This is a genomic window from Ignavibacteria bacterium, from assembly GCA_017303675.1.
Lineage (GTDB): Bacteria > Bacteroidota > Ignavibacteria > Tepidaquicellales > OLB5 > OLB5.
Window position 1 is genome coordinate 240,582 of sequence record JAFLBX010000002.1, and the last position, 24,179, is coordinate 264,760.

The 24,179-nt window shown below is 38.7% G+C and carries 25 protein-coding genes and 1 tRNA gene; 22 read left to right on the top strand and 4 right to left on the bottom strand.

The genetic code is table 11. The features are described 5' to 3' along the window. Window positions 1-181: 181 nt before the first annotated feature. Complete coding sequence (locus J0M37_10305; GenBank protein ID MBN8585478.1) at window positions 182-1,525, bottom strand: PhoH family protein; 1,344 nt, start codon at window positions 1,523-1,525, stop codon at window positions 182-184. Between the two features lie 68 nt (window positions 1,526-1,593). Then, window positions 1,594-1,974: a tautomerase family protein gene (locus J0M37_10310; protein ID MBN8585479.1), complete on the bottom strand. Its 381-nt coding sequence runs from the start codon at window positions 1,972-1,974 to the stop codon at window positions 1,594-1,596. Window positions 1,975-2,262: 288 nt separating this feature from the next. On the opposite strand from J0M37_10310, the gene J0M37_10315 reads away from it, so the two are divergent. The 4 genes from J0M37_10315 (at window position 2,263) to msrB (ending at window position 4,728) form a co-directional block, all read left to right on the top strand. Further along, complete coding sequence (locus J0M37_10315) at window positions 2,263-3,279, top strand: PD40 domain-containing protein (GenBank protein MBN8585480.1); 1,017 nt, start codon at window positions 2,263-2,265, stop codon at window positions 3,277-3,279. A gap of 2 nt (window positions 3,280-3,281) precedes the next feature. Then, a complete protein-coding gene (locus J0M37_10320) occupies window positions 3,282-3,692 on the top strand; it encodes a hypothetical protein (GenBank protein ID MBN8585481.1) in 411 nt (136 codons plus the stop codon). A gap of 46 nt (window positions 3,693-3,738) precedes the next feature. Beyond that, window positions 3,739-4,143 carry a hypothetical protein gene (locus J0M37_10325; protein ID MBN8585482.1) on the top strand — a complete coding sequence of 135 codons (405 nt, stop codon included), beginning with the start codon at window positions 3,739-3,741 and terminating at the stop codon, window positions 4,141-4,143. A gap of 135 nt (window positions 4,144-4,278) precedes the next feature. Next, window positions 4,279-4,728, top strand: coding sequence for a peptide-methionine (R)-S-oxide reductase MsrB (gene msrB, locus J0M37_10330; protein MBN8585483.1), 450 nt, complete (start codon window positions 4,279-4,281; stop codon window positions 4,726-4,728). A gap of 115 nt (window positions 4,729-4,843) precedes the next feature. On the opposite strand, the gene J0M37_10335 is transcribed toward msrB, so the two are convergent. Both J0M37_10335 and J0M37_10340 read right to left on the bottom strand, forming a co-directional pair. Further along, on the bottom strand, window positions 4,844-5,134 hold the full coding sequence (locus tag J0M37_10335; protein ID MBN8585484.1) for a hypothetical protein: 291 nt from the start codon (window positions 5,132-5,134) through the stop codon (window positions 4,844-4,846). Window positions 5,135-5,319: 185 nt separating this feature from the next. Continuing rightward, window positions 5,320-6,462, bottom strand: a complete 1,143-nt coding sequence (locus tag J0M37_10340) for a trypsin-like peptidase domain-containing protein (GenBank protein MBN8585485.1) — start codon at window positions 6,460-6,462, stop codon at window positions 5,320-5,322. Window positions 6,463-6,719: 257 nt separating this feature from the next. On the opposite strand from J0M37_10340, the gene J0M37_10345 reads away from it, so the two are divergent. The 18 genes from J0M37_10345 (at window position 6,720) to J0M37_10430 (ending at window position 24,179) form a co-directional block, all read left to right on the top strand. Continuing rightward, window positions 6,720-7,196: a hypothetical protein gene (locus J0M37_10345; protein ID MBN8585486.1), complete on the top strand. Its 477-nt coding sequence runs from the start codon at window positions 6,720-6,722 to the stop codon at window positions 7,194-7,196. Between the two features lie 265 nt (window positions 7,197-7,461). After that, window positions 7,462-7,845, top strand: a complete 384-nt coding sequence (locus tag J0M37_10350) for a 30S ribosomal protein S12 (GenBank protein ID MBN8585487.1) — start codon at window positions 7,462-7,464, stop codon at window positions 7,843-7,845. Between the two features lie 56 nt (window positions 7,846-7,901). Beyond that, the gene (rpsG, locus tag J0M37_10355) at window positions 7,902-8,369 is read left to right on the top strand and encodes a 30S ribosomal protein S7 (protein MBN8585488.1); all 468 of its coding nucleotides are present in this window, start codon (window positions 7,902-7,904) and stop codon (window positions 8,367-8,369) included. A 96-nt stretch (window positions 8,370-8,465) separates the two neighbouring features. Beyond that, window positions 8,466-10,562: an elongation factor G gene (gene fusA, locus J0M37_10360; GenBank protein MBN8585489.1), complete on the top strand. Its 2,097-nt coding sequence runs from the start codon at window positions 8,466-8,468 to the stop codon at window positions 10,560-10,562. 251 nt (window positions 10,563-10,813) lie between these two features. Then, window positions 10,814-10,887: transfer RNA gene (locus J0M37_10365), tRNA-Ile, on the top strand. A 168-nt stretch (window positions 10,888-11,055) separates the two neighbouring features. After that, window positions 11,056-12,291 carry an elongation factor Tu gene (gene tuf, locus J0M37_10370; GenBank protein MBN8585490.1) on the top strand — a complete coding sequence of 412 codons (1,236 nt, stop codon included), beginning with the start codon at window positions 11,056-11,058 and terminating at the stop codon, window positions 12,289-12,291. A 36-nt stretch (window positions 12,292-12,327) separates the two neighbouring features. Next, window positions 12,328-12,636 (top strand): 30S ribosomal protein S10, encoded by a 309-nt coding sequence (gene rpsJ / locus J0M37_10375; protein MBN8585491.1) that lies wholly within the window; start codon window positions 12,328-12,330, stop codon window positions 12,634-12,636. Between the two features lie 21 nt (window positions 12,637-12,657). Next, window positions 12,658-13,284, top strand: coding sequence for a 50S ribosomal protein L3 (rplC, locus tag J0M37_10380; protein MBN8585492.1), 627 nt, complete (start codon window positions 12,658-12,660; stop codon window positions 13,282-13,284). A gap of 3 nt (window positions 13,285-13,287) precedes the next feature. Then, window positions 13,288-13,917 (top strand): 50S ribosomal protein L4, encoded by a 630-nt coding sequence (rplD, locus tag J0M37_10385; protein ID MBN8585493.1) that lies wholly within the window; start codon window positions 13,288-13,290, stop codon window positions 13,915-13,917. A gap of 31 nt (window positions 13,918-13,948) precedes the next feature. Beyond that, complete coding sequence (rplW, locus tag J0M37_10390) at window positions 13,949-14,245, top strand: 50S ribosomal protein L23 (GenBank protein ID MBN8585494.1); 297 nt, start codon at window positions 13,949-13,951, stop codon at window positions 14,243-14,245. A gap of 65 nt (window positions 14,246-14,310) precedes the next feature. After that, the gene (locus J0M37_10395; protein ID MBN8585495.1) at window positions 14,311-15,177 is read left to right on the top strand and encodes an RNA polymerase sigma factor RpoD/SigA; all 867 of its coding nucleotides are present in this window, start codon (window positions 14,311-14,313) and stop codon (window positions 15,175-15,177) included. Window positions 15,178-15,254: 77 nt separating this feature from the next. After that, a complete protein-coding gene (locus J0M37_10400; GenBank protein MBN8585496.1) occupies window positions 15,255-17,000 on the top strand; it encodes an ABC transporter substrate-binding protein in 1,746 nt (581 codons plus the stop codon). 412 nt (window positions 17,001-17,412) lie between these two features. Further along, window positions 17,413-17,766, top strand: a complete 354-nt coding sequence (locus J0M37_10405; GenBank protein ID MBN8585497.1) for a C40 family peptidase — start codon at window positions 17,413-17,415, stop codon at window positions 17,764-17,766. Between the two features lie 3 nt (window positions 17,767-17,769). Next, window positions 17,770-18,696, top strand: a complete 927-nt coding sequence (locus J0M37_10410; GenBank protein ID MBN8585498.1) for an ABC transporter permease — start codon at window positions 17,770-17,772, stop codon at window positions 18,694-18,696. A 17-nt stretch (window positions 18,697-18,713) separates the two neighbouring features. Next, window positions 18,714-20,951: a zinc-dependent metalloprotease gene (locus J0M37_10415; protein ID MBN8585499.1), complete on the top strand. Its 2,238-nt coding sequence runs from the start codon at window positions 18,714-18,716 to the stop codon at window positions 20,949-20,951. A 128-nt stretch (window positions 20,952-21,079) separates the two neighbouring features. Further along, window positions 21,080-22,396 carry an AAA family ATPase gene (locus tag J0M37_10420; GenBank protein ID MBN8585500.1) on the top strand — a complete coding sequence of 439 codons (1,317 nt, stop codon included), beginning with the start codon at window positions 21,080-21,082 and terminating at the stop codon, window positions 22,394-22,396. Between the two features lie 78 nt (window positions 22,397-22,474). Next, window positions 22,475-23,368 carry a sphingosine kinase gene (locus tag J0M37_10425; protein MBN8585501.1) on the top strand — a complete coding sequence of 298 codons (894 nt, stop codon included), beginning with the start codon at window positions 22,475-22,477 and terminating at the stop codon, window positions 23,366-23,368. A 4-nt stretch (window positions 23,369-23,372) separates the two neighbouring features. After that, window positions 23,373-24,179 (top strand): metallophosphoesterase, encoded by an 807-nt coding sequence (locus J0M37_10430; GenBank protein ID MBN8585502.1) that lies wholly within the window; start codon window positions 23,373-23,375, stop codon window positions 24,177-24,179.

Below are 24,179 nucleotides of genomic sequence, written 5' to 3' on the forward strand. Positions count from 1 at the left end.
AGGGCGGGACAAGCTTCTCAAGAGGGGAATATGATTAGCCATGCCCTTCAGGGCGTGGGTTAAGTGCACCCACAAAAAAAGGGCTTTAGCCCTCATTAGAAAATAATTAGATGCTAAAAAGAAGAAACACACCCTCCCGCCAGGGCGGGACAAGCTTCTCAAGAGGGGAATTATAAATTATCTACAATAAATTACTTGCGAGCTCGGCAAGCTCTGAACGCTCGCCTTTGATGAGATTTACATGAGCGTAAAGATCCTGACCCTTAAAATGCTCAATAAGATATGTTAAACCGTTTGATTGCGAATCAAGATACGGATGGTCAATCTGGTAAACATCACCTGTGAAAACGATCTTAGCGCCTTCACCAACCCTGGTTATAATTGTTTTTACTTCATGGGGTGTCAGATTCTGCGCTTCATCAACAATGAAAAATATACGCTGCAGACTTCTGCCCCTAATATAGCTTAACGGTTCAATTACCAGCTTCTGGTCTTTCACCATTTGTGTTATCTGCTGATGCTGCTTTTCGGTTTCGCTGTACTGGTCCTGTATAACCTTAAGATTATCCCATAGCGGCTGCATGTAGGGCGCGAGCTTTGATTCCACATCACCGGGAAGGTAGCCAATATCTTTATTGCTCAGCGGAACGACGGGTCTTGCGATATATATCTGCCTGTAGTTCTTTTTAACATTCAATGCAGATGCAAGCGCAAGCAGGGTTTTGCCTGTGCCGGCTTTTCCTGTAATTGTAACAAGCGGAAGGTTGTGGTTTGTTAAGGCATCAATTGCGAATGTTTGTTCAGCGTTGCGGGGTTTAATTCCGTAAACAGGGTTTTTATCAACCTTACGCAGTATCTGGTTCTTATTATCAATTGCAGCAAGTACTGAGTGGCTTGCATTGCGAAGCACGAGATATTTGTTCGGAACCTGTTCGGTTTTTGATTTTTTTAATGTAGTTTTTATGGGAACTTCAAATGGCGGCTGGTAGAGCTTTTCTATCAGATCATGGCTGAAATTCTCTATGGTTTCTTTCCCGCTGTATAGTTCTTCAACATTTGTGATCTTATCGGTTGTATAATCTTCAGCCTGAACGCCGACTGCCTTGGCTTTCATCCTCAAATTTACATCTTTACTTACAAGTATTACACTGTGCCCGGTTTTACGCTGTTTAATTTCAAATGCTGCGCTGAGTATGCGGTGATCAGGTGTATCTTCTTTGAATACATCGCGTATCTCATCATTTAATCCTTTGCTAAGGGCAATGGAGACCTTGCCCTTGCCTTTGCCCAGCGGCACGCCGCCGTTGAAGAGGGCTGAGCCTGTAAGGCTATCGAGCTTTCGGGCAAATTCACGCGCATTCAGGTTTATAACCTGGCTGCCACGCTTAAAGTGATCAAGCTCTTCGATCACAGTTATGGGAATGGCGATATCATGCTCTTTAAACTGGTTTATGCAGGTAGAATCATGCAATATCACATTTGTATCTAAAACAAAGGTTTTCTTAGGAGCCTTGCTGCTTTTCATTAAGTATAGTTAAATTTTGAGATGGTGAAAATAATAATTAAAATAAATATAATGAAACAAAAATCCTGTTAAGCTTTTACGACCTGTCCGCCATCAAAAACCATGCCTGATGCCATTTCATTATAAGTAATAAATATATTTGATTCTTCAATTTCCAGTTCAGCCGCTAATGTTCCGGCAACGGTTTTCATTATGGTTTCAATCTGTTCATTTGATTTACCCTCAAAACCTGTAATTTCAATAATAGGTGAATGAGTCTTTGCCTGCATTGCAGCCGCAGTAGTATCGCCAACAGCATATTGGTGCCGCTCAATGAACTGCCAATATGACCAGATATGCCCGGGCTCAATTCCTGCTGCATCAGAAATTTGCAGGTTTAATCTTTTTAAAATCTCATTAATTTTTAATGGTCTGCTTAAGGGTAGTGTTTTTATACAGATTACAGGCATTATATAATATTGGAGTTAACAATTACAATTTGATGTCACTGCACAAATATAAGAAATATTTCAAAGAAAATCTAAATAAACCAGAAAACAGCAAAAAAGTAATCCTAACGGAAAATTAACAGCTCTTTATAAAATATTTTATATAATGACTCTTATCAATATAATAACAAAAATGAGGATTGAAATAAGTATTATTATTTTCTGCTCTGTTGGGGACATAATGATAATATAATATCTCGTTTTATCAATAAAAATTTATTAATTTGGTTCAACCTAAATTATATAACCATGAAAAACCTTTTAATAATATCCCTGCTTATCCTTTTAGCCTCAATATATTCATGCAATGATGATACTATAAATAATAATGTGGGCAATCCAACAGCTGATTTTGATATGTACATTATCAAATCAAAGGATACAGCATTCAATTTTGCAACATACACTTATAAGAATGGTGAGAATGGGCTTAAATTATTCAATGACTCGCTTTTAGTATTCTCAAAATCCAAAAACGGGATAATTCTGCTTGCGCGGATAAATTCGTTGCACAACATTACAGCATTTTATTATTCTGATGAAAACGGAAACGGAATTTTACAAATTCCTTTTCAAAACCTGCCAGATTATATTGAAATTTCTCCGGATGCATCAAAGGTCTTATTTGCTGAAGAAAATAATGCTGCTCTTTATATATCAAACATCGATGGAACCCAAAAGTTACTTCTTTCGGGCAGCATTTTTGGCGCATTTACTTTCCCAAAATTTTCACCGAATGGTAACAGAATTGCATTTCTGGAAAAGCCGGCATCAGGAGTGCATGGGCTGTATCTGATAAATATTGACGGAACGAATAAGAAGTTATTAAAGGATAGCCTGAGTGTAATGGAATTTCATTCACTCGATTTTTCACCTGATGGCAGCGGAATTGTATACCAAACCGCAATACAGCCGGGAAATGAAACAAATGTTTGTATCATTGATACTTCAGGAAATAATTATAGAGTGTTGACAGACGGTATAAATCCATTTTGGTCACCAAACGGGGATAAAATTTGCTTTTTGAAAAGTATAGGGCAGGGAATTTATGAAATCCATTTGATAAATTCCGATGGAAGCGGTTTAACAAATATATCCGTTAATCATTATGACTATGATTCACCAGGAAAGTGGTCAGCAGATGGTACAAAGATAATCTACAATGGCCAGGCGCATCCGAATTTGCCGACTTTATATAAGTATGACCTGAATACCGGTTTAACAAATGTCGTCTCAGATTCTGTATTTGGCTATATGTGGAAATAATAATGGTAATTTTTAATAAAAATACTCTTTTTAAAACATTAGTAGTTTTGGTTATGATCTCTTTCACAGGCTGTGTTACCAGCAAAATTGAGTATGTTGAAAGCAGAGAGTTTCCAAAAGGGAAGACCTACAGGATATTTGAGGTATTTATGAAGGATGGCAGTGTAATAAACCTTAAAGATAAAGAGCCCGAATTCAAGCTGAATTATATAGGCAATGAAAATGTGATTATATATTTTGAAGATGTAAATATTGAAAAAAAGATACTGCTTAAGGATATATCACTGCTGAAGATAGAAGTTTTGGAAAGCAATACTGTTTTAAATGTAATTATCATAATCGGTTCTGTTATCCTGTTCTTTCTATTATTGTTAATGATTGTCAGTCCTTTCGAAGGTATGAAAATGGGGTAAGTATTATGCAATTTAAGCTATTTATTAAAAATCTTAATTTTAATTTATGATAAAGAATGCTGTAGTATTGAGTGTTATTGTATTTATTGTTATTCTGAGCTTTTCAGGCTGTGTTACCAGCAAAATTGAATATGTTGAAAGCAGCAAGGTACCGGTTGAAAAAACATACAGGATATCTCAGATTTATCTAAACGACGGAACAATAATAGATGTAAAAGAAAAAGAAGCTAAGTTAAGACCTAAATATAAAGGTGTGAGCAATGTAATTGTGTATTATGAAGATGTGAATATTGAAAGATCTGTGCCATTACAAAATGTAGCCAGTTTGAAGATAGAGGTTATAGAAAGTAATGTATTGCTGACAGTAGCAGTAATAGCCGGCTCATTGGCAGTTGCATATCTGCTGGCAATATGGATAGCAATTGCATCCGGCGGATATACAATGCATTAGTTATTGAAACAAATTAAACTGTGAATTTGTTAGTATATAGGAATCCAAAAAAATCAGAAAAAAATGAGTATATTGGCATTAATAATTTCGCTTGTAATGCTGACAGGGTGCGCTGAAAAGCCCGGCAGAACAGCGATGCATGAGCAGCAATTAACAAAACAAACTGATTCCACAAACATTTGCGGAGAATTTAAACCGGTCATGAGTAAAGACGAATTAAAAGAAAAGCTCACAGATGAGCAGTATAAAGTTACACAGGAAAAGGGGACTGAGCGTCCTTTCAGTAATAAGTATTGGGATAACCACGATGAAGGCAAGTATGCCTGCATAGTATGCGGCCAGGAGCTCTTCAGCAGTGACACCAAATTCGAATCAGGAACAGGCTGGCCAAGTTTTTTTAAGCCAATTAAGGATGAAAATGTTAAGGAAGAAACCGATAATACACTGGGTATGAAAAGAACTGAAGTAGTATGTTCAAACTGCGGCGCACATTTGGGGCATGTATTTGATGACGGTCCCGCCCCCACACGGCTTAGATATTGTATGAACTCCGCCGCGCTTGATTTTAAGAAGAAAGATGAGTAGGTGAGTTGTTGAGTAGGTACGTAGGTAAGTAGATGAGTAGGTGAGTAGGATAATGGGTGGAAATATTCAATAAAACTGAATCTTACTAACTCTATTTCACCAATTTATTATTTCACTATTTCGCTCTTATCAGGCTTACGCGGTAAGGATACAGTTCCGGTGATACTATACCTGATTTTACTGCCGGGTCGTTCATCATAATGTTACTGGCTTCATCTTCTGATTCCGCTTCAATAACTGCAATCCCGAATTTACCTGTTGTTTCAGGTCCGGCAAGAATCAGTTTACCTTTATCCAGCAGATCCTTTAAGTATTCAAAATGTACTCCCATAATATTCCCTTCTTCCTCTGTCATAGTTTCCGCAAAATTCTCTTTATGGGGTCTGATAAAATATATAAATTGCATAGCCGGATAATATTTAATTGTTAAATTATGGAAAGGGCTTACCGTGTTTATGAATTACTGCTGAAATTTACTTCAGGAAACCGATATAGAGTCCGACAATAATAACAGTAAGTATCAGTATGCCGAATAAAATGTAAAACTGGTTTGAGCTTCTTAGTTTATTAGGGAACATTGCTTATAATACATTATTTTTTAAATTTACTGTTACTGTTTTGTTCATCCTGCGCTATTTTGATCTTAACATCAAGCTCTGAGCTGTAATCAGGATTCAGCAGAACAGCCTTTTGCCAGTCACTTACAGCTTCGCTGTAGTTTTTCAAACGGAAATTAGCGTAACCACGGTTATAATATATATCGTAATTATCAGGTTCCTGCTCAAGCGCTTTGGTATAATCAGCAAGCGCGTTTTTGTAATCTTTAAGTGAGTAATAACAGTTGCCGCGGTAAAAAAATGATTCTGATGTTTCGCTTTTTTCAAGCACCGCTGAAAAATCACTGATAGCCTTTTTATACTCTTTTAACTTGAACCTTGCATACCCGCGGTTATAATAAGCGTTAGCATCACCTGAGAATTTTTCCAGGTATTTGGAAAAATATACCTCGGCATCTTTATAGTTTTTGCTTTCATTAGCCTGTGTGCCTATTTCGTAATATTTAACCGGATCAGAAACTTCCGTGTATTGCGGTTCGATCCCGATCATCGCGTAAATATCATTTACAGGTATTGCGAAGTATAATGCGCCTTCATGCTGACCGCTTACGCTGAGACCGATAAGCTCACCCTTTGAATTCAGCACCGCTCCGCCAGATGAACCGTCAGTTATAGGGCAGGTCATTTGTATAAGTTTAACATTATTTTCATCAGTTCTGAACCCGCTTACAATTCCTTCTGAAATAGAATTTTCGTAGCCTTCGGGTGAACCTACTGCGTAAATCCTTTGACCTGTTTTTAAGCTGCTGCTTGTGCCATAGGGAATTGGTGTTAAAGTTCTGTCATCGGTTTTCAGGAAAAGGATATCTTTAACTTCATCATATTTGAAAACGGAAACATTTTTGATTTCTTTATTATAGTGTTTGATCTCGATGCGGCTTGCATCCTTGCATACGTGGTGATTGGTGACGATGAGCCCTTCGTTATTTATAACTACACCGGAGCCCTGGAACATATTGCCAAGATTATCGTACGCAAGTACAACAACAATGGAATTATCGACCTTTTCGTAAATTTTATCGGGGGTCAGCTCATCTGAAGAAACCTGCTGGGTAAGCGTCCTGACGCAAACCAGAATGAAAAAAAGGGGAAGTATGTATAGATGCTTTAATAACATTTGCCTCCGCTAACTGTTAAAGCAAATATAATGAAAATTGTTGATTTACAAAATAATTTTTATTTCATCATTTAAAAATGACAAATTGGGTATTATATTTATAAAACTGAATAATGCAATCCTTAGAATATATATCGATAGCCGCCAATCCATCACATCTCTACTGTGAACCAGTTATATTTTGTAAACATTGCTGTAAAGCAGAATGTTCTGTAATGATTGATAAATTCTATTCCTTAACTATAGACTAAAATAAAATGAAAATCTTGAAATCAATTTTCCTCCCTGCAGTTTTGATAATTATTTTCTTTATTTCCTGTACAGATGACAAAACAGTCACCACTGGAAACGGCGGCATGCTAATAATTGACCCCACGATTACAATCACAGACCGGTTCGGAAATGAGCTTGGCGGCGATACTACTGATTGGTGTGTTAGAAATAACAGCCTATTCAGGTTTAATGCTGCTTATCCAAATCCCGCAAATGATACTGTGAACTTCAGGTTCCAGCTTCCGGAACAGGATACGATCAGCCTGATGTATCTCAAAACAAACGGGGATACAGCGGTATTTATCAGAGATCAGGTGCTGAACGCCGGGGTTTATGAAGTACAATTTAATGCGCGTGAACATTTGATATTCAGCGGTGTTTTCAGATTTATTATCCGTTCAAAACGGTTTCCTTCTGGCAGCGAATTCTGCCGTTATTACGGTGACGTTCAGTTTTATTGAAGTATTAAGTAAAATTTGATGATTACACTAATTTTATTCAAAAAACCTTGAATTTTATGAATAAATTGAATAGTTTTACGAACTCCATTGGTAAGTTGTATTATTATAAAGCTCATCAATCCCTAACTTGACTATTTCGTAAAAAATCGCTAATTTTGTAGTTTCTAATAATAATGCCGCTCATCCAAAGTCAATGGCTGCCAAGCCGGGGACAAATGAGCGCAGAAATTTATTTAGTAAATTAAGACTAAGGTAGGAATATTACGTGCCAACAATCAATCAGCTCGTCCGCAAAGGAAGAAAAGTTTTAAAGTTCAAAAGCAAATCACCGGCTCTTGAATCATCACCTCAGAAAAGAGGAGTTTGTACAAGAGTATATACAACAACACCCAAGAAGCCTAATTCAGCTTTAAGAAAAGTTGCAAGGGTACGCTTAAGCAACGGTATGGAAGTAACTGCGTATATCCCGGGTGAAGGACATAACCTTCAGGAACACTCAATAGTTCTTATCCGCGGCGGCAGGGTTAAAGATCTTCCGGGTGTTCGTTATCACATCGTAAGAGGCGCTGTGGATTCAAGCGGTGTTGCTGACAGGAAACAGGCCCGTTCAAAATACGGCGCTAAGAAAGCAAAGACCGGCGGAAAATAATATTGCCGCTGATCCATTTAATCAGGAATAAAAAAAATAATTATATATAAAGAGATTTGAGAAAGAAAACAGCAAATAAAAGACGCAGAGGTACAGACAGAATTTATTCAGATGTACTCGTTAACAGGTTCATAAACTGCATTATGTATGACGGATTGAAGCAGAAAGCTGAAAGAGTAGTTTATGATGCATTTGATATCATAAAAGAAAAGCTTAACGCAGAGCCTGTTGAGATATTCAAAAAGGCTATTCATAATGTAGAGCCTTCACTTGAAGTTCGCTCAAGAAGAGTTGGCGGATCAAACTACCAGGTGCCAACAGAAGTAAGACCGGAACGCAGAAAAGCGCTCGCAATAAAATGGATACTTACTTACGCAAGGGCTAAAGCCGGAAAGTCAATGGCTGAAAAACTCGCAGGTGAGCTTATGTCTGCTGCGAACAACGAAGGCAGCGCTGTAAAGAAAAAAGAAGACGTTCACAGAATGGCTGAAGCCAACAAGGCTTTTGCTCATTTCAGGTGGTAAAAAATACCGGGCTGCAGTCTGTAAATAGATCAAGCCGTATGGTATTCGCAGCATCTTCACAACAAAGTAAAAAATAATAGAAAGCATATAGTTTTAATGGCAAGAAAAGTAACATTAGAAAAGACAAGAAATATCGGTATCATGGCTCACATTGATGCCGGAAAGACCACGACTACTGAAAGAATTCTGTATTACACCGGACGTTTGCACAGAATGGGTGAAGTACATGAAGGCGCAGCAACTATGGACTGGATGGAGCAGGAAAAAGAGCGCGGTATAACAATTACCAGCGCTGCTACAACATGTTTCTGGAAAGATCACAGGATCAATATTATTGATACACCGGGTCACGTTGATTTTACCGCCGAAGTTGAGCGTTCATTAAGAGTGCTTGACGGAGCTGTTGCTCTGTTTTGCGCGGTTGGCGGAGTTGAACCTCAGTCTGAAACCGTATGGAGACAGGCTGATAAATACGGCGTACCGAGGCTTGCATTTGTAAACAAGATGGACAGAACAGGCGCTGATTTTTATCACGTGCTTGATATGATGAAAGAAAGATTAAAAGCCAACGTAGTTCCTCTGCAGCTTCCGATAGGGCAGGGCGATATTTTCGTTGGACAGATCGATCTTATCAGGATGAAGGCGCTTATCTATAATGCTGATACACTTGGCCAGACCTGGGAAGAACAGGAAATACCGGCTTCGTTGGTTGAAAAAGCCAATGAATACCGTTTAAAGCTTCTTGAATCAGTCAGTGAAGTTGACGATACTCTTCTTAATAAGTTTTTAGACGGCCAGGAAATTTCCGAGGCTGAAATTAAAAAAGTTTTAAGGGAAGCTACTTTAAAAGTAAAGATAATTCCCGTATTATGCGGTTCATCATTCAAGAACAAAGGTGTACAGACCCTTCTTGATTCAGTTATTGATTACCTCCCGTGTCCGAAGGATATAGGAGAAGTTTGGGGACACCATGTACACAGCGATGACCACATTACTAGGAATGTTGCAGATAATGAAAAGTTCTCATCACTTGCTTTCAAGATAATGACAGACCCGTTTGTAGGAAAGCTTACATTCTTCAGGGTTTATTCAGGTACATTGAAATCAGGTTCATATACATATAACTCAGTATCCGGTAAAAAGGAAAGAGTAGGCAGGCTTCTTCAGATGCATGCCAACCACCGCGAGGATATTGAAGAAGTATACGCAGGTGATATTGCCGCAGCTATTGGCCTGAAGAATACAAAGACAGGCGATACATTATGTGATGAAGGTGATCCTATCATACTTGAAAGGATGACTTTTCCTGATCCTGTAATTTCAATTGCTATTGAGCCTAAAACCAAGGCAGACCAGGACAGGCTTTCAGAATCACTTGGCAAGCTTGCTGATGAAGACCCGACTCTCCGCATTTCAACAAATGAGGAAACCGGACAGACAATTTTAGCCGGTATGGGTGAGCTTCATCTTGAAATTATTGTTGACCGCTTAAAACGCGAGTTCAAAGTAGAAGCTAATATTGGTAAACCCCAGGTTGCTTATAAAGAAACCATTACCAAGAAAGTTGAACAGGAAGGCAAATTTGTCCGTCAGTCAGGCGGTAAAGGTCAGTTTGGCCATGTTTGGATCACAATTGAGCCGAATGAAAAAGGCAAAGGATTCGTATTTGAAAATAAGATCGTTGGCGGTTCAATTCCAAAAGAATTCATTAAGCCTGTTGAGCAGGGAATAGAAGAAGCAATGAAGAACGGTGTTCTTGCAGGGTATCCTGTTGAGGATGTTAAAGCTGTTCTGTTTGACGGATCATTCCATGATGTTGACTCATCAGAAATGGCGTTTAAGATCGCCGGCTCAATGGCATTTAAAGCGGGAGCTTTAAAAGCGGGTCCGGTTATACTAGAGCCTATAATGAAAGTAGAAGTTATAACACCGGATGAGTATATGGGTGATATAATGGGTGACTTAAGCTCACGCCGCGGTAAAATTGAAGGTATGACCCAGCGCGCAGACGCGCAGGTTATCCGCGCTATGGTACCGCTGTCAGAAATGTTCGGTTATGCTACGCAGATGCGTTCAATGACCCAGGGCAGAGCGCTTTATAATATGGAAACTTCACATTATGAAGAAGTGCCTAAGTCAATTTCTGAGCAGATCATAGAGAAGTATAAAGGTAAAGAAACAGTCGGAGCTTAATTTATCCTGAACGATAGTGAAGGATCTCTGCTTCTAAATTAACTCAGATTGTTAGTTCATAAAAAAAAGATTAAGAATCGGGGAATTAAAAGATTTCTCGAAGATAATAAAATAGTTTTCGTTCTTTAAATAGTTTTAGGGTCAATCTTTAAGTAGATCACCCGCAAAATGATCAGGCGCATTAAAATGCTTTATAAAACAGGCTGTATATAAAGAGTCTTTAAATACAGGTTGTTTCCTCTTGAACTACTGGGCCAGTAGCTCAGGTGGTTAGAGCACGCGCCTTATAAGCGCGGGGTGGGAGGTTCAAATCCTCCCTGGCCCACTTTTTTAAACAAAAAGTGGTTAGAGCATCCCGCCGAAGGCGGGAGGGTGAAAGAGTCAAACTTCACACTGGCCCACTTTAATAAGTTTAAAGCAATAAGATGCTTTGATATAATACAAGTAAATAAAACCAAAATAATATAAATCATTTTAGGAGATACAATCAAAAATGGCTAAAGAAAAATTCGATAGAAGTAAGCCTCACGTGAACATTGGAACAATCGGTCACGTAGATCATGGTAAGACAACACTTACCGCTGCTATCACAATGGCACTTGCAAAAAAAGGAAAAGCTAAAGTTAGAGCTTTTGATTCAATTGATAATGCACCTGAAGAAAAAGCAAGGGGTATTACGATTGCAACAGCTCACGTAGAGTATGAAACCGATAAAAGGCATTATGCTCACGTTGACTGTCCCGGTCACGCAGATTATGTTAAGAACATGATCACAGGCGCAGCTCAGATGGACGGAGCTATTCTTGTAGTAGCTGCAAATGACGGTGCTATGCCTCAGACAAAAGAGCATATTCTTTTAGCCAGACAGGTTGGCGTTCCCCGTATTGTTGTATTCCTCAATAAAGTTGATATGATCTATGAACAGGAAAAATCAGCTGATGATGCTGAGCTTCTCCTCGAAGTGGTTGAATCAGAATTAAGGGATATTTTAAAGAGCTATGAATTCCCCGGCGACGAAATACCGTTTATCCGCGGAAGCGCTTTAAAAGCTATGGAAGCTGCAGTTGTTGAAGGTTCAAGCGCAGATGATCCGAACCTGAAATGCATTTATGATCTTATGGATGCAGTTGATAACTACATTTTAGAGCCGGCAAGAGAAATTGACAAGCCGTTTTTGATGTCAGTTGAAGACGTATTCTCGATCACAGGCCGCGGTACTGTTGCTACAGGCAGGGTTGAAAGAGGAAAAGTTAAGATGGGCGATGAAGTTGAGCTTATCGGTTTAGGCCAGCACAAGAAAACAGTTGTAACAGGTATCGAAATGTTCCAGAAAGAGCTTGAAGAAGGTCTTGCAGGCGATAACCTTGGTATGCTTTTACGCGGTGTTGATAAAAAAGACATCGAAAGAGGTATGGTTATTGCTAAGCCGGGTTCAATCACCCCGCACAAATCATTTAACTGCCAGATCTACGTTCTTTCAAAGGAAGAAGGCGGCCGTCATACACCGTTCTTCGGTAACTACAGGCCTCAGTTCTATTTCAGAACAACTGACGTTACCGGCGTTATGAATCTGCCCGAAGGAGTACAGATGGTTATGCCCGGTGATAACGTAGACAACTTAAAAGTTGATCTTATCACCCCGATCGCGATGGAAGAAGGATTGAAGTTCGCTATCCGTGAAGGCGGAAGAACAGTTGGCGCAGGTGTTGTAACTAAAATTATTGAATAATATTAAAGGTCATAATTAAGGCAGGTATAGAATAACTTGGCAACACAGAAAATAAGGATAAAATTAAAGTCATACGACCACAGGCTTATTGATAAGTGGACTGACAGGATCATCAAGACAATTAAATCAACCGGCGGAGTGGTATCGGGTCCGATACCGCTTCCTACCCGGAAGGCTGTTTATACTGTTTTGAGGTCACCGCATGTTGATAAGAAATCCAGGGAGCAGTTCGAAATAAGATCACATAAACGTGTTATCGATATTTTGAATTCCAATAAAAAAACCGTAGATGCGCTTACCAAGCTTGATCCTCCCGGCGGCGTATACATTGAAATTAAAACATAAGCAAAGGATACAGATAAACCAATGAAAGGCTTAATAGGAAGAAAACTTGGAATGACCTCGGTGTTTACCGATGATGGTTCAAGTGTACCCTGCACTTTAATAGAAGCGGGACCATGCTATGTTACTGCTGTAAAAACCAAAGAAAACGATGGTTATACCGCATTGCAGCTTGGCTTTACTGAAAGAAAAGAAAAACGCCTGGCAGTTCCGCAGGTTAAGAATTTTAAAAAGAAAAACCTGCCGGTACTGAGGTTCTTAAAAGAAGTCAGAGATTTTGAGAATGCTGAAGAATTCAAGGTCGGAGATGTGATCAAAACAGATCTTTTTAAAGAAGGAGATATTGTTAAAGTTACTTCAAAGAGCAAAGGAAAAGGATTCCAGGGCGTTGTTAAGAGGCACGGTTTTGGCGGCGGATCGGTAACACACGGTCAGAGCGACAGGTTAAGAGCCCCCGGTTCAATAGGCGCGAGCTCATATCCATCGAGGGTATTTAAAGGCCAGAGAATGGCCGGACGTACAGGCGGTGATAAGATCAGCGTAAGAAATTTAAAAATAGTAAAAATTATTCCTGAATCAAATTTATTGTTAATAAAGGGAGCAGTACCGGGAGCAATTTCAGGTATTGTTGAAATATACAAGGTGAAATAAACGATGCAATTAAACGTATTTAAAATAGACGGAACCGAAACCAAGGAAAAGATCGATCTTCCTTCAAATGTATTTGAAATTGAGCCGAACCACCATCTTATATACCAGGCTGTAAGAACTTATCTTTCTAACCAGAGACAGGGGACACATAAAGCCAAGGAAAGAAGCGAAGTAAGAGGCGGCGGAAAAAAACCATGGAAGCAAAAAGGACGCGGAACCGCGAGAGCCGGAACGACCAGGTCACCCGTTTGGGTGGGCGGAGGTACTGTACACGGACCCAGACCGCATACTTATAAGCTTGCTATGACAAAAAAATCAGCTCAGCTTGCAAGGAAAAGCGCACTCAGCCTGAAAGCGAAGAACGGCGAAATAATGGTAGTAGAAGATATTAACTTCGAAAAGCCAAAAACCAAAGATTTCAGTTCTATTTTAAAGAACCTGAACATTGACGGTAAAAAAGTATTAATGCTCACTGTTCAGAACAATGATAATGTATACCGCTCAGGTAGAAATATCCCCAAGGTTAACGTTCTCAGTGCATCAAGCGCAGCAACATATGACCTGGTTAATAATCAGCTCATTCTGATCCAGAAAAGCGCAGTTGATGAGTTATGCAAACCCTTTTTAAAATAAATTTATTAAGAGAGTATAAAAACAGATCATGATCAGAAGTATTTTAATAAAACCGGTCATCACCGAAAAAATGACACTGCTGCAGGAGCAGAAAAACCAGTATGCTTTCGAAGTTGATATCAAAGCAACCAAAGTTGATATCAAAAATGCTGTTCAGAACAAGTTCAATGTAAAAGTTGAAAGCATCAGAACAGTTCTTTCAAAAGGTAAACGCAAGTCTCAGTTCACAAGAAGAGGCAGATACGAGGGCTTTAGACCTAACAGAAAAAGAGCTATTGTTACTCTGGCAAAAGATAACAAAATAGATCTTTTCGAGACTTCAGCTTAAGCTCCAAAGCTTAAAGCGGCTCTCATCCCAAAACTTTTTTATAATTTAACCATTCTTAACTGCCTATGAAAATTGGAAAACAATTTACAAATAGGGAATCCCAGTCAATTGATAAATATCTTCAGGAGATCGGGAAAGTCGAACTTCTTGATGTAGAAGAGGAAATTGACCTTGCGAAGAAAATAAAATACGGTGACGATAAAGAGAAACAAAAAGCCTTGGAAAAGCTTACAAAAGCTAATCTGAGGTTTGTTGTTAGTGTTGCCAAGCAGTACCAGAACCAGGGACTCTCACTCGGCGACCTTATCAATGAAGGTAATCTAGGCCTTATAAAAGCCGCTAAAAGATTTGATGAAACAAGAGGCTTTAAATTCATTTCATACGCAGTATGGTGGATAAGACAATCAATACTACAGGCACTTGCTGAACAATCAAGGATAGTAAGGCTTCCGCTTAACAGGGTTGGAGCTCTTAACAAGATCGGTAAAGCATACAGCACATTAGAGCAGGAATTTGAAAGAGAACCAAGCGCAGATGAGCTTGCTGAACAGCTTGATATGTCTTTATACGAAGTATCCGATACATTGAAAATTTCAGGAAGACATCTCTCAATAGATGCTCCGTTTGTTCACGGTGAAGACAGCAGGCTTGTTGATATTATGCCTAACCAGAACCAGCCTCTTCCGGATCATACGCTTATAAATGAATCATTAAAGATAGAGATACAAAGAGCATTAAATACATTAAGCCCAAGAGAGCGCGATGTATTGAAATTATATTACGGTTTAGACCAGGAAAATCCATTAACCCTTGAAGAAATTGGTGAAAAGTTTAAGCTTACACGAGAGCGCGTAAGACAGATTAAAGAAAAAGCGATTCGCAGGCTTAAACATGCTTCCAAGAGCAAACAATTAAAAACATATTTAGGATAACTATAAGGTTTTGTGCGCCGTATTAATTACGGCGCATTTTTAATTGTAATTTCCTTCCAATAATTAATTAAAAGATCATGAAATTAATTCCGGCTGTGAAAACCTCATTATTCATATTAATATTTTCGCTTTTAGCCCTTAGCTGCGGCAAAAAATCGGGCAATGAAAACCTTGTTGAACTGAAAGGCGGAATAAAAGGCGGCGGAATTTTTGTTGCCAATGAGCTTGAAAATATCAGGAGCCTTGACCCGGTCGGTATAAATGATGTTGTTTCACATCACGTTTCACACCAGATATATGACGGATTGATCGATCTTGATACTAATCTGCAGATAATCCCGATGCTCGCTAAACGCTGGGAAATTTCACCGGACGGACTTACGTATACTTTTTATCTAAGAAATGATGTGACTTTTCATGATAATGAATGTTTCCCGGGAGGTAAAGGAAGAAAGTTTATCGCGCAGGATGTTATGTATTCATTCACCAGAGTACTTGACCCGAGAACCGGAAGCTTAGGATTCGATTTTTATAAGAATTACGTTGAAGGTGCTAAGGAATATAATGAAGAGATCAGCAAAGCAACTTCGGAAAAAAGAGAGCCGAAGCTTGCTGAAGTAACCGGCTATAAAGCACTGAACGATACCACTTTCCAGATAAAGCTGAAAAAATCATTTGCACCGTTCATTTATTATATGTGCCAGGGCTTTGCATACATTGTTCCCAAAGAAGCGGTTGAAAAATACGGCAAAGATTATTTCCAGAATCCGGTTGGAACAGGTCCTTTTGTTTTCCAGAACTGGACTCCGGATCTTGAGATCAACCTGAAAAGGAATCCCAATTACTGGGATAAAGACACTCACGGAAACCAGATACCTTACCTTGAAGGAGTTAAATTCAGGTTCATCAAGGACCTTTCGCAGCAGCTTCTGGAATTCAAGAACGGTAATTTGTATGAATCATACAGAATTCCCAATGAGCTGTTCAAATCAATTGTAAATGAAGATAAGACGCTGACCCCGGAGTATTCACAATTTACGGTTCAGCGTAAAACAGCATTATCTACTCAGTATTACGGCTTTCTGGTAACAAGCAAAACATTTTCTGATGTCAGAGTAAGGCAGGCTTTCAATTATGCAATTGACAGGGAAAAGATACTTAAGTATGTACTGAACGGTTCTGCAACTGACCCGGCAATATACGGAATGGTTCCGCCTGTAATGCCAAATTATAATGCTAAACAGGTTAAAGGCTACACTTTTGATCTTGTAAAAGCTAAACAGCTAATGACAGAAGCCGGGTATCCCGGCGGTAAAGGCTTCCCGGAAGTAACTTTGAATATAAATGAGGGTGGCGGCAGAAATACCCAGATTGCCGAAGCTATACAGGATATGTTAAAGGAAATTGGAGTAACTGTAAAGCTGCAGCTTCTTCAGTTTGCTCAGCATCTGGATAATATTGATGCAGGCAGAAGTGATTTTTACAGGCTTGGGTGGAATGCTGATTACCCTGACCCGGAAACATTTCTTAACCTGTTTTACGGTAAGAATGTACCTGCAAATCCAAAAGATGTCAGCCCAATAAACAGCTTCAGATATGTTAATCCGCAATATGACGCATTGTTTGAGAAAGCCATTGCAACTGTTGATATAGCAGAAAGAAATAAACTGTATGAACAGGCTGAACAGCTTGCTGTAAATGACGCTGTATGTCTTTTCATATATTATGATGAAGACTGGCGCCTTGTGCAGTCATTTGTCCGCGGTTTTGCTTTGGACCCGATGCACAGGGTAAATATGAGATTTACCTGGCTGGATAAATAATTTTTCTGTTTAAAGGAATTATTTTTTTCTCTTAATGGTTACATAACATATATTTAATGACGTATTTTCGGGTTTTAATAAATTTTTAATATAATTATATTTGCACAGAAGGTAAAACTTCTGAATTTAATAACATAAAATAAAAGAAAGGAGTAAAAATTATTTGATTAAAAAACTGATAGTCCTCGGTATATTTGTATTGCCGGTATTTTTGATCGGGATTACAGGTTGTTCAGCATCAGGCAGTGATGGTGAGTACAGCGTAAAAACAAACAAGAAAACCAAGAAATCAGAAGAAGTAGCCAGTGTAACTGGTATTCAGAAAAAAAGCTTGATAGAGCAGTCAAATTTAGAGACGCTCACAAACATTGTTTCCGAATATTCCAATACTTCTGTTGACCGTGACGCTGTAATGATCAAGATAATTGAGCTCATTAACACCCCGTATCTTTGGGGCGGTACAACAACAAACGGCATTGATTGTTCTGCATTCTGCCAGAGAGTAATGAAATTTGCTTTAGGCATTGATATTCCCAGAACATCCATAATGCAATCAACAGTTGGTGATGAAGTAGCAAGGGAAAACCTGCAGTTTGGCGACCTGGTATTTTTCAACACCATGGGAAGAAGGATCTCACATGTAGGTATATACCTCGGTGAGGGAGTTTTCGCACATTCATCTTCAAGCGGCGGAGTAAAAACAAACTCTCTTAATGAAGATTATTATAACTCGCGCTATGTTACAGCAAGACGTGTTATAAAATAACGAATGGCAACTTATATTATCAGAAAGTTACTGTATTCAATCCTTGTTTTAATAGGGGTTATTACAGTAACTTTTTGTTTAATGTATGTTATACCTGGTGACCCTGCAAGATTAATGCTGGGACAAAGGGCAGATATAGCTTCAATAGATGCAGTCAGGAAACAATTAGGGCTTGATGATCCTTTATACGTTCAATACGGCAGGTTCATGCTAAAAGCTGTACAGGGTGATCTTGGCAGGTCTTATTCATCAAACCGTGATGTGCTTACAACAATAATCGAAACATTTCCCGCAACAGCAATTCTTGCTGTTTCAGCATTATTAATTTCATCTATCATCGGAATCCTTATTGGAGTTGTTTCTTCAGTCAAACCATACACGCTTTCAGATAATATTTCAATGCTTGTAGCATTGTTCGGGATATCATTTCCGCCGTTCGCATTAGGATTAATTATGGCGTTCGTTTTCGGCGCTCTGTTAAAATGGTTCCCAATCTCAGGTTATATCAACAATGGTATGATATATCTTGTATTGCCGATGCTTACTCTTGCTTTAAGACCGCTCTCAATTATAGCCCGCCTTACCAGGTCAAGTATGCTGGATGTTCTGGGTCAGGATTATGTAAGGACAGCCAGGGCCAAAGGTGTTAATGAATGGAAGGTAATAATAAGGCACGCATTAAGGAATGCGCTGAATCCGGTTATCACAACTATCAGCGCCTGGCTTGCTGCACTGCTCGGAGGAACCTTCTTCATTGAATATATATTTAACTGGCCGGGAATCGGACTGCTTGCGATAAATTCTATTTTATCACTCGATTTCCCGATGATACAGGGAACAGTACTCTTCACCGCGGTTATATTCATAATTGTTAATGTTATTGTGGATATAATCTATGCCTTTCTTGATCCAAAAGTAAAATTATCATAAATTTAATTAATTCATCCATGAAGAAACTAACAATATTAGCTTTAATGCTTATTTTTGGGCTGGTACCTGTTTGTTCGCAAACAAACATTTATAACCCGTTCAGCATTAATTATGCTAAAACAAGCCTGGCAGCGGGCGAACTTTCCAAATCGGTTGATGATGCCGAAATTGTTGATGTTGACTTTAATCTTATAAATAAGATAATAGACAATAATTCCGAAAACATTACACTTTCAATACCTCATAACGGAAGTAACCTGGTCATTAAATTAAACAGGTTTGATATACTTGATGATAATATTAAAATAGTTGAAGGAACAGCATCAGGCGATAAACAGATCACTTCTAAAAAGGAATTCGCATCATATACCGGAAATTTATATGATATAAATTCTCCATTGGTTGCTGTAACTTTTTTCCGCAATGATGTATCAGCGCTGGTAATCTATAATAATGAAACATATGTTCTGGCAAAACAGCAAAGTACCGGTGACTTTATTTCTTATAAAAGCAGCAAATTGAAAATACAGAACAATTTTAAATGTAATACAGATGAACTTGGAATTCCTTCGCAGATCACTGAATTGCAGAAATCACTCAGTGGAAATTTTTCTTCTAGCCAAACCAGCACATTGCTTAAAGCAAGTATAGCAACTGAATCAGATTATGAGTTCTATACAGGATTAGGGAATTCAACAGAAAAAGCAACGAATTACATTATTGCTTTATATGTTCCCGTATCTGCTATTTATATGAGGGATGTAAATGTAATGCTGCAGTTAACTTATATGAGAGTGTGGACTACATCTGCAGACCCGTATCCTGATGCTACTTCATCAAATACTTTATTGAATTCATTCCGCAGTTACTGGAATGCGAATATGCAGTCAACACAAAGAACCCTCGCGCATTTTATTTCCACACGTCCCGGCGGATTAGGAGGAATTGCTTGGGTTAACGTACTGTGTGCAACAGGACCGAATCATAATGGTTATGCATTCAGCGATATTGATGCAAATTTTAATCCGTTGCCTACTTATTCATGGGATTGTATGGTTGTAGCTCATGAAACAGGCCACAACTTCGGCTCACCTCATACCCACAGCTGTTCATGGCCAGGCGGCCCGATTGACAGCTGTTATGAAACAGAAGGAGGCTGTTATACCGGTCCGGCTATAGCCCGTGTGGGAACAATTATGAGTTATTGTCATTTGAACGGTTCTATTGCGTTATACTTTGGTGCCTTACCTTCGCAGCTTATTCGATCAAGATCTGAAGCTGCAGCATGTATGAACAGTGTTTCCGGTTATGCAATTGGTTACCCTAATGGAGGAAGTTTCTACCGTTCCGGTACAACAGTTCCTGTTATTTGGGGAACGTCAAATCTTGGAAATGTTGACCTGCAGTATACAACAAATAACGGAACTAACTGGGTCAATATTGGAACTAATATTGATGCAGTATTGCGAACATATAACTGGACAATTCCTTATATACCTACAACTACACAGGCAAAAGTGCGCGTTTTTCAAAGCGGAAATACATCAACGGCAGATGAAAGTGACAGTACATTTCAGTTAAGACCTACCATAACAGCATTTACTTTGCTCAATCCCCCGCAATTAAGCAGGATAAATGTGAGTACCGGAGACACATCAAAGGTACACTTCAGCTTTACAAAGGGCGGTTCATTACCTGAGTTTAAATACAAATGGACACTAAGTACCACAAACAACTCGAATTCATACAGTACTTTTTCGAATTCTTCAGGAACTGATTCAGTCCTGTCGATTTCCAAAAATACGCTTGATTCAATTGTTGCTTCATGGGGTGTAAATAATGTTGGAGATTCGATAAGGGTCAGATGGTCAGTTAAATGTTTTACACAGTTCGATTCTCTTGCTGCAAATACTAACTTTCTGGTTACAATAGCAAGAACCGTAATTGGAATTGAACCGATATCATCAGTAATACCTGATAAATTCTATGTAAACCCCAATTATCCTAACCCGTTCAATCCGGAAACAAAAATAAAGTTCGGGCTGCCGGCTAATGCTGATGTGAAAATATCAGTATATGACATGCTGGGCAGGGAAGTGGATATACTTGTAAATTCAAAGCTTGAGGCGGGCGAATACATTGCAAACTGGAATGCAGTGAATTTTTCGAGCGGAATCTATATTTACAGGATAGAAGCAAAAGATGTAAAAGGAAATAAATTCATTGAAACCAGGAAAATGGTTTTGGTGAAGTAATAAAATTTATAATTAGATTTTCAAAAAGCTCCCGTAAGTTTTCGGGAGCTTTTTTTGTATTTAAAAATAATGGAATTTTTTTATATAGTAAGAAATTCTATATTATAAGAATAATCATAAACTAAAAAATGGCTATAAACTTCAATAAATTTACAATAAAAGCTCAGGAAGCAATGCAGGAAGCGGCTGAAATTGCCGCTAATTACTCAAACCAGCAGATAGAACCGCAGCACCTTTTGGCTGCAGTTATACAAAATGATGAGAGCATCGCAGTATCACTGATCAAAAAGATCGGTCCTAATATTGATACAATCAGAATAAAAGTATCAGGCTTAATTGAAAAATTACCCAAAGTATCAAACACAACTTCCTCAAATCAATTTCTATCAAATGTTCTTCAAAAAGATCTGGATGATGCGGTTAAATTTGCGGGACAGTTAAGAGATGACTATATAAGTATAGAGCATTTGCTGCTTGCGCTTGCAGATGATAAAGGGGAAACCGGCAAACTTCTTAATGTGCAGGGAATAACAGGTGAATCTATACTTTCTGCATTAAAGGATGTAAGAGGCAACCAAAGAGTATCATCACAGGCCCCTGAGGAAACATACCAGTCACTTAAAAAATACGGGAGAGACCTGAACCAGCTTGCCAGGCAGGGAAAACTTGACCCTGTTATCGGGCGGGAAGATGAAATCAGAAGAGTTCTCCAGGTTCTATCCAGAAGAACGAAAAATAATCCTGTGCTTGTGGGTGAGCCAGGAGTAGGTAAAACCGCAATAGCTGAAGGTCTCGCCTTCAGAATAGTGAATGGTGAAGTACCTGAAAACCTGAAATCGAAAATTGTGATAGCCCTTGATATGGGCGCTTTAATTGCCGGGGCAAGCTACCGCGGACAGTTTGAAGAAAGGCTGAAAGCCGTGATAAATGAAGTAAAACAAAGCAATGGTGAGATAATACTTTTTATTGATGAGATACATACGCTTGTAGGGGCGGGAAAAACTGACGGCGCTATGGATGCGGCTAATATTCTGAAGCCTGCGCTTGCAAGGGGAGAACTTCATGCAATTGGCGCAACTACACTTGATGAATACCGTAAATATATTGAAAAGGATCCTGCGCTTGAAAGACGCTTCCAGCCGGTAATTGTGGATGAGCCGAGTGTAGAAGATACGATCTCAATATTACGGGGACTTAAAGAAAAATACGAAGTTCACCATGGAGTAAGGATTACTGATTCAGCTATAGTTTCGGCAGCATCACTTTCTCACAGGTATATTACTGACAGGTTTTTGCCTGATAAGGCTATTGATCTTATAGATGAAGCCGCAAGCAAGCTAAGGATAGAAATTGATTCTATGCCTGAAGAGCTGGATATCATTGAAAAAAAGATCAAACAGCTTGAAATAGAGCGTGAAGCGCTGAAAAGAGAAATTACTTCCTAAAATAGATTTTCAAAGTCTGCATTACCATAACTTTCCAGAACCTTAACAGTTTTTGCCCTGTTAGTTAGTTAAAGCTATATGAGAATTCTAATTGCGGCAAACTGTAAATCAGGGGCGGCTGAAAGTTCAGCTGAGATTTCCAGTACCTTGAGATCACATTTTACCAAATACGGTATTACCCCTCATTTCTTTTATATTGATGAAAACTCACGCGAAGATATTAAGAATATCATCGATAACGGCAATTTCGATATTGTCGCAGTTTCCGGAGGAGACGGAACGATCAGCGCGATCGCGGATTTTCTTGCAGGAAAGGATATTGCGATGGGAGTAATACCTTCAGGTACGCTGAACCATTTCGCTAAAGATCTGGATATTCCTTTATCAACAGAAGAATCAGTTAAATTGTTAATAAACGGAAAACCTTCGTTAATTGATACGGCAACAGTCAATGGCAGGACATTTATAAACAATTCATCTATCGGAATCTATCCGATTGCAGTACGCAAAAGAGAGATACAGCAAAACAGATTTAAACGTAATAAATGGATTGCTTTGTTCTTCGGACTCTTAGCTGTAATGAGGAAGTTTCCTGTTTATGCTGTCAGGATAAAAACTGAAAGTGAAACATTGCTTATAAGATCACCCATAGTATTTGTAGGCAATAATGAGTATAGCACAGAACTGGTAACGCTAGGAAGCAGAAAGACTATTTCAGGAGGAAAACTGAGCCTGTATATAGCAAAGAGCAATACCCGCTGGAAAATGATAAAGCTTATAATAGCAGCTTGTTTTAACAGGCTTAACGATTCAGATGAACTTGAATTGAGGCTTGTTGATGAAGTTATTATAGATTCAAAAAAGAAATCTCTTTCAGTATCAGTTGATGGCGAAGTTGAAATAATGACTCCACCACTTAGCTACAAAATTAACAGAAAAAGTTTAAAAGTCATTTTACCCGATAAAGGCTGATTATATGAAGATAGTTGCCCACATATCTGATCTTCATTTTGGCACTGAAGATCTGTATGCTGGAGAAGCACTGATAGAAGACCTTCAGGGTTTGGGGCTCTCATTGCTCATAATCAGCGGGGACCTAACGCAGAGGGCAAGAAAAAAACAGTTCATAGAAGCGCAGCGGTATTTACAGAAATTACCGCAGCCGCAGCTTGTCATACCTGGCAATCACGATATTCCGTTGTTTGATATATTCAGGCGTATTTTTATGCCATTAAAAAGGTTCAGAAAATATATCTGCGGAAATTTAACGCCTGCTCACAATGAAAAAGGTCTTGCGGTTTTAGGATTGAATACAGCGAGGCCATATAAATGGAAAAATGGAGCAATTTCACAGGAGCAGATTGAACTGATACAATCACATATGTGCAGTATACCTGATGAGTATTTTAAAATTGTTGTAACTCATCATCCGTTTATCCCACCTCCGAATGATGATCTAGCTGAGCTTGTTGATAAAGCCCAGCTGGCTGTTGATGTAATTGACCCATGCGGAATTGACCTGCTGCTGGCTGGCCACCTCCATCATGGTTACACAGGGGATATCAGAAAACACTATCCTTCATCTGAAAGAACTATAATTGTAGCCCAGGCAGGAACTGCTATTTCTAACAGGATACGGGAAGAACCCAATTCATATAATGTTATATATATTTTTGAAGATAGTTTTGAAGTTTGTGTCAGGGTATTTGATAAAAAAAGATTTTCAGAAAAAAAGAAAATTAAATATATTTATAAAAATGGGCAATGGCAACTGGAAGGCTGA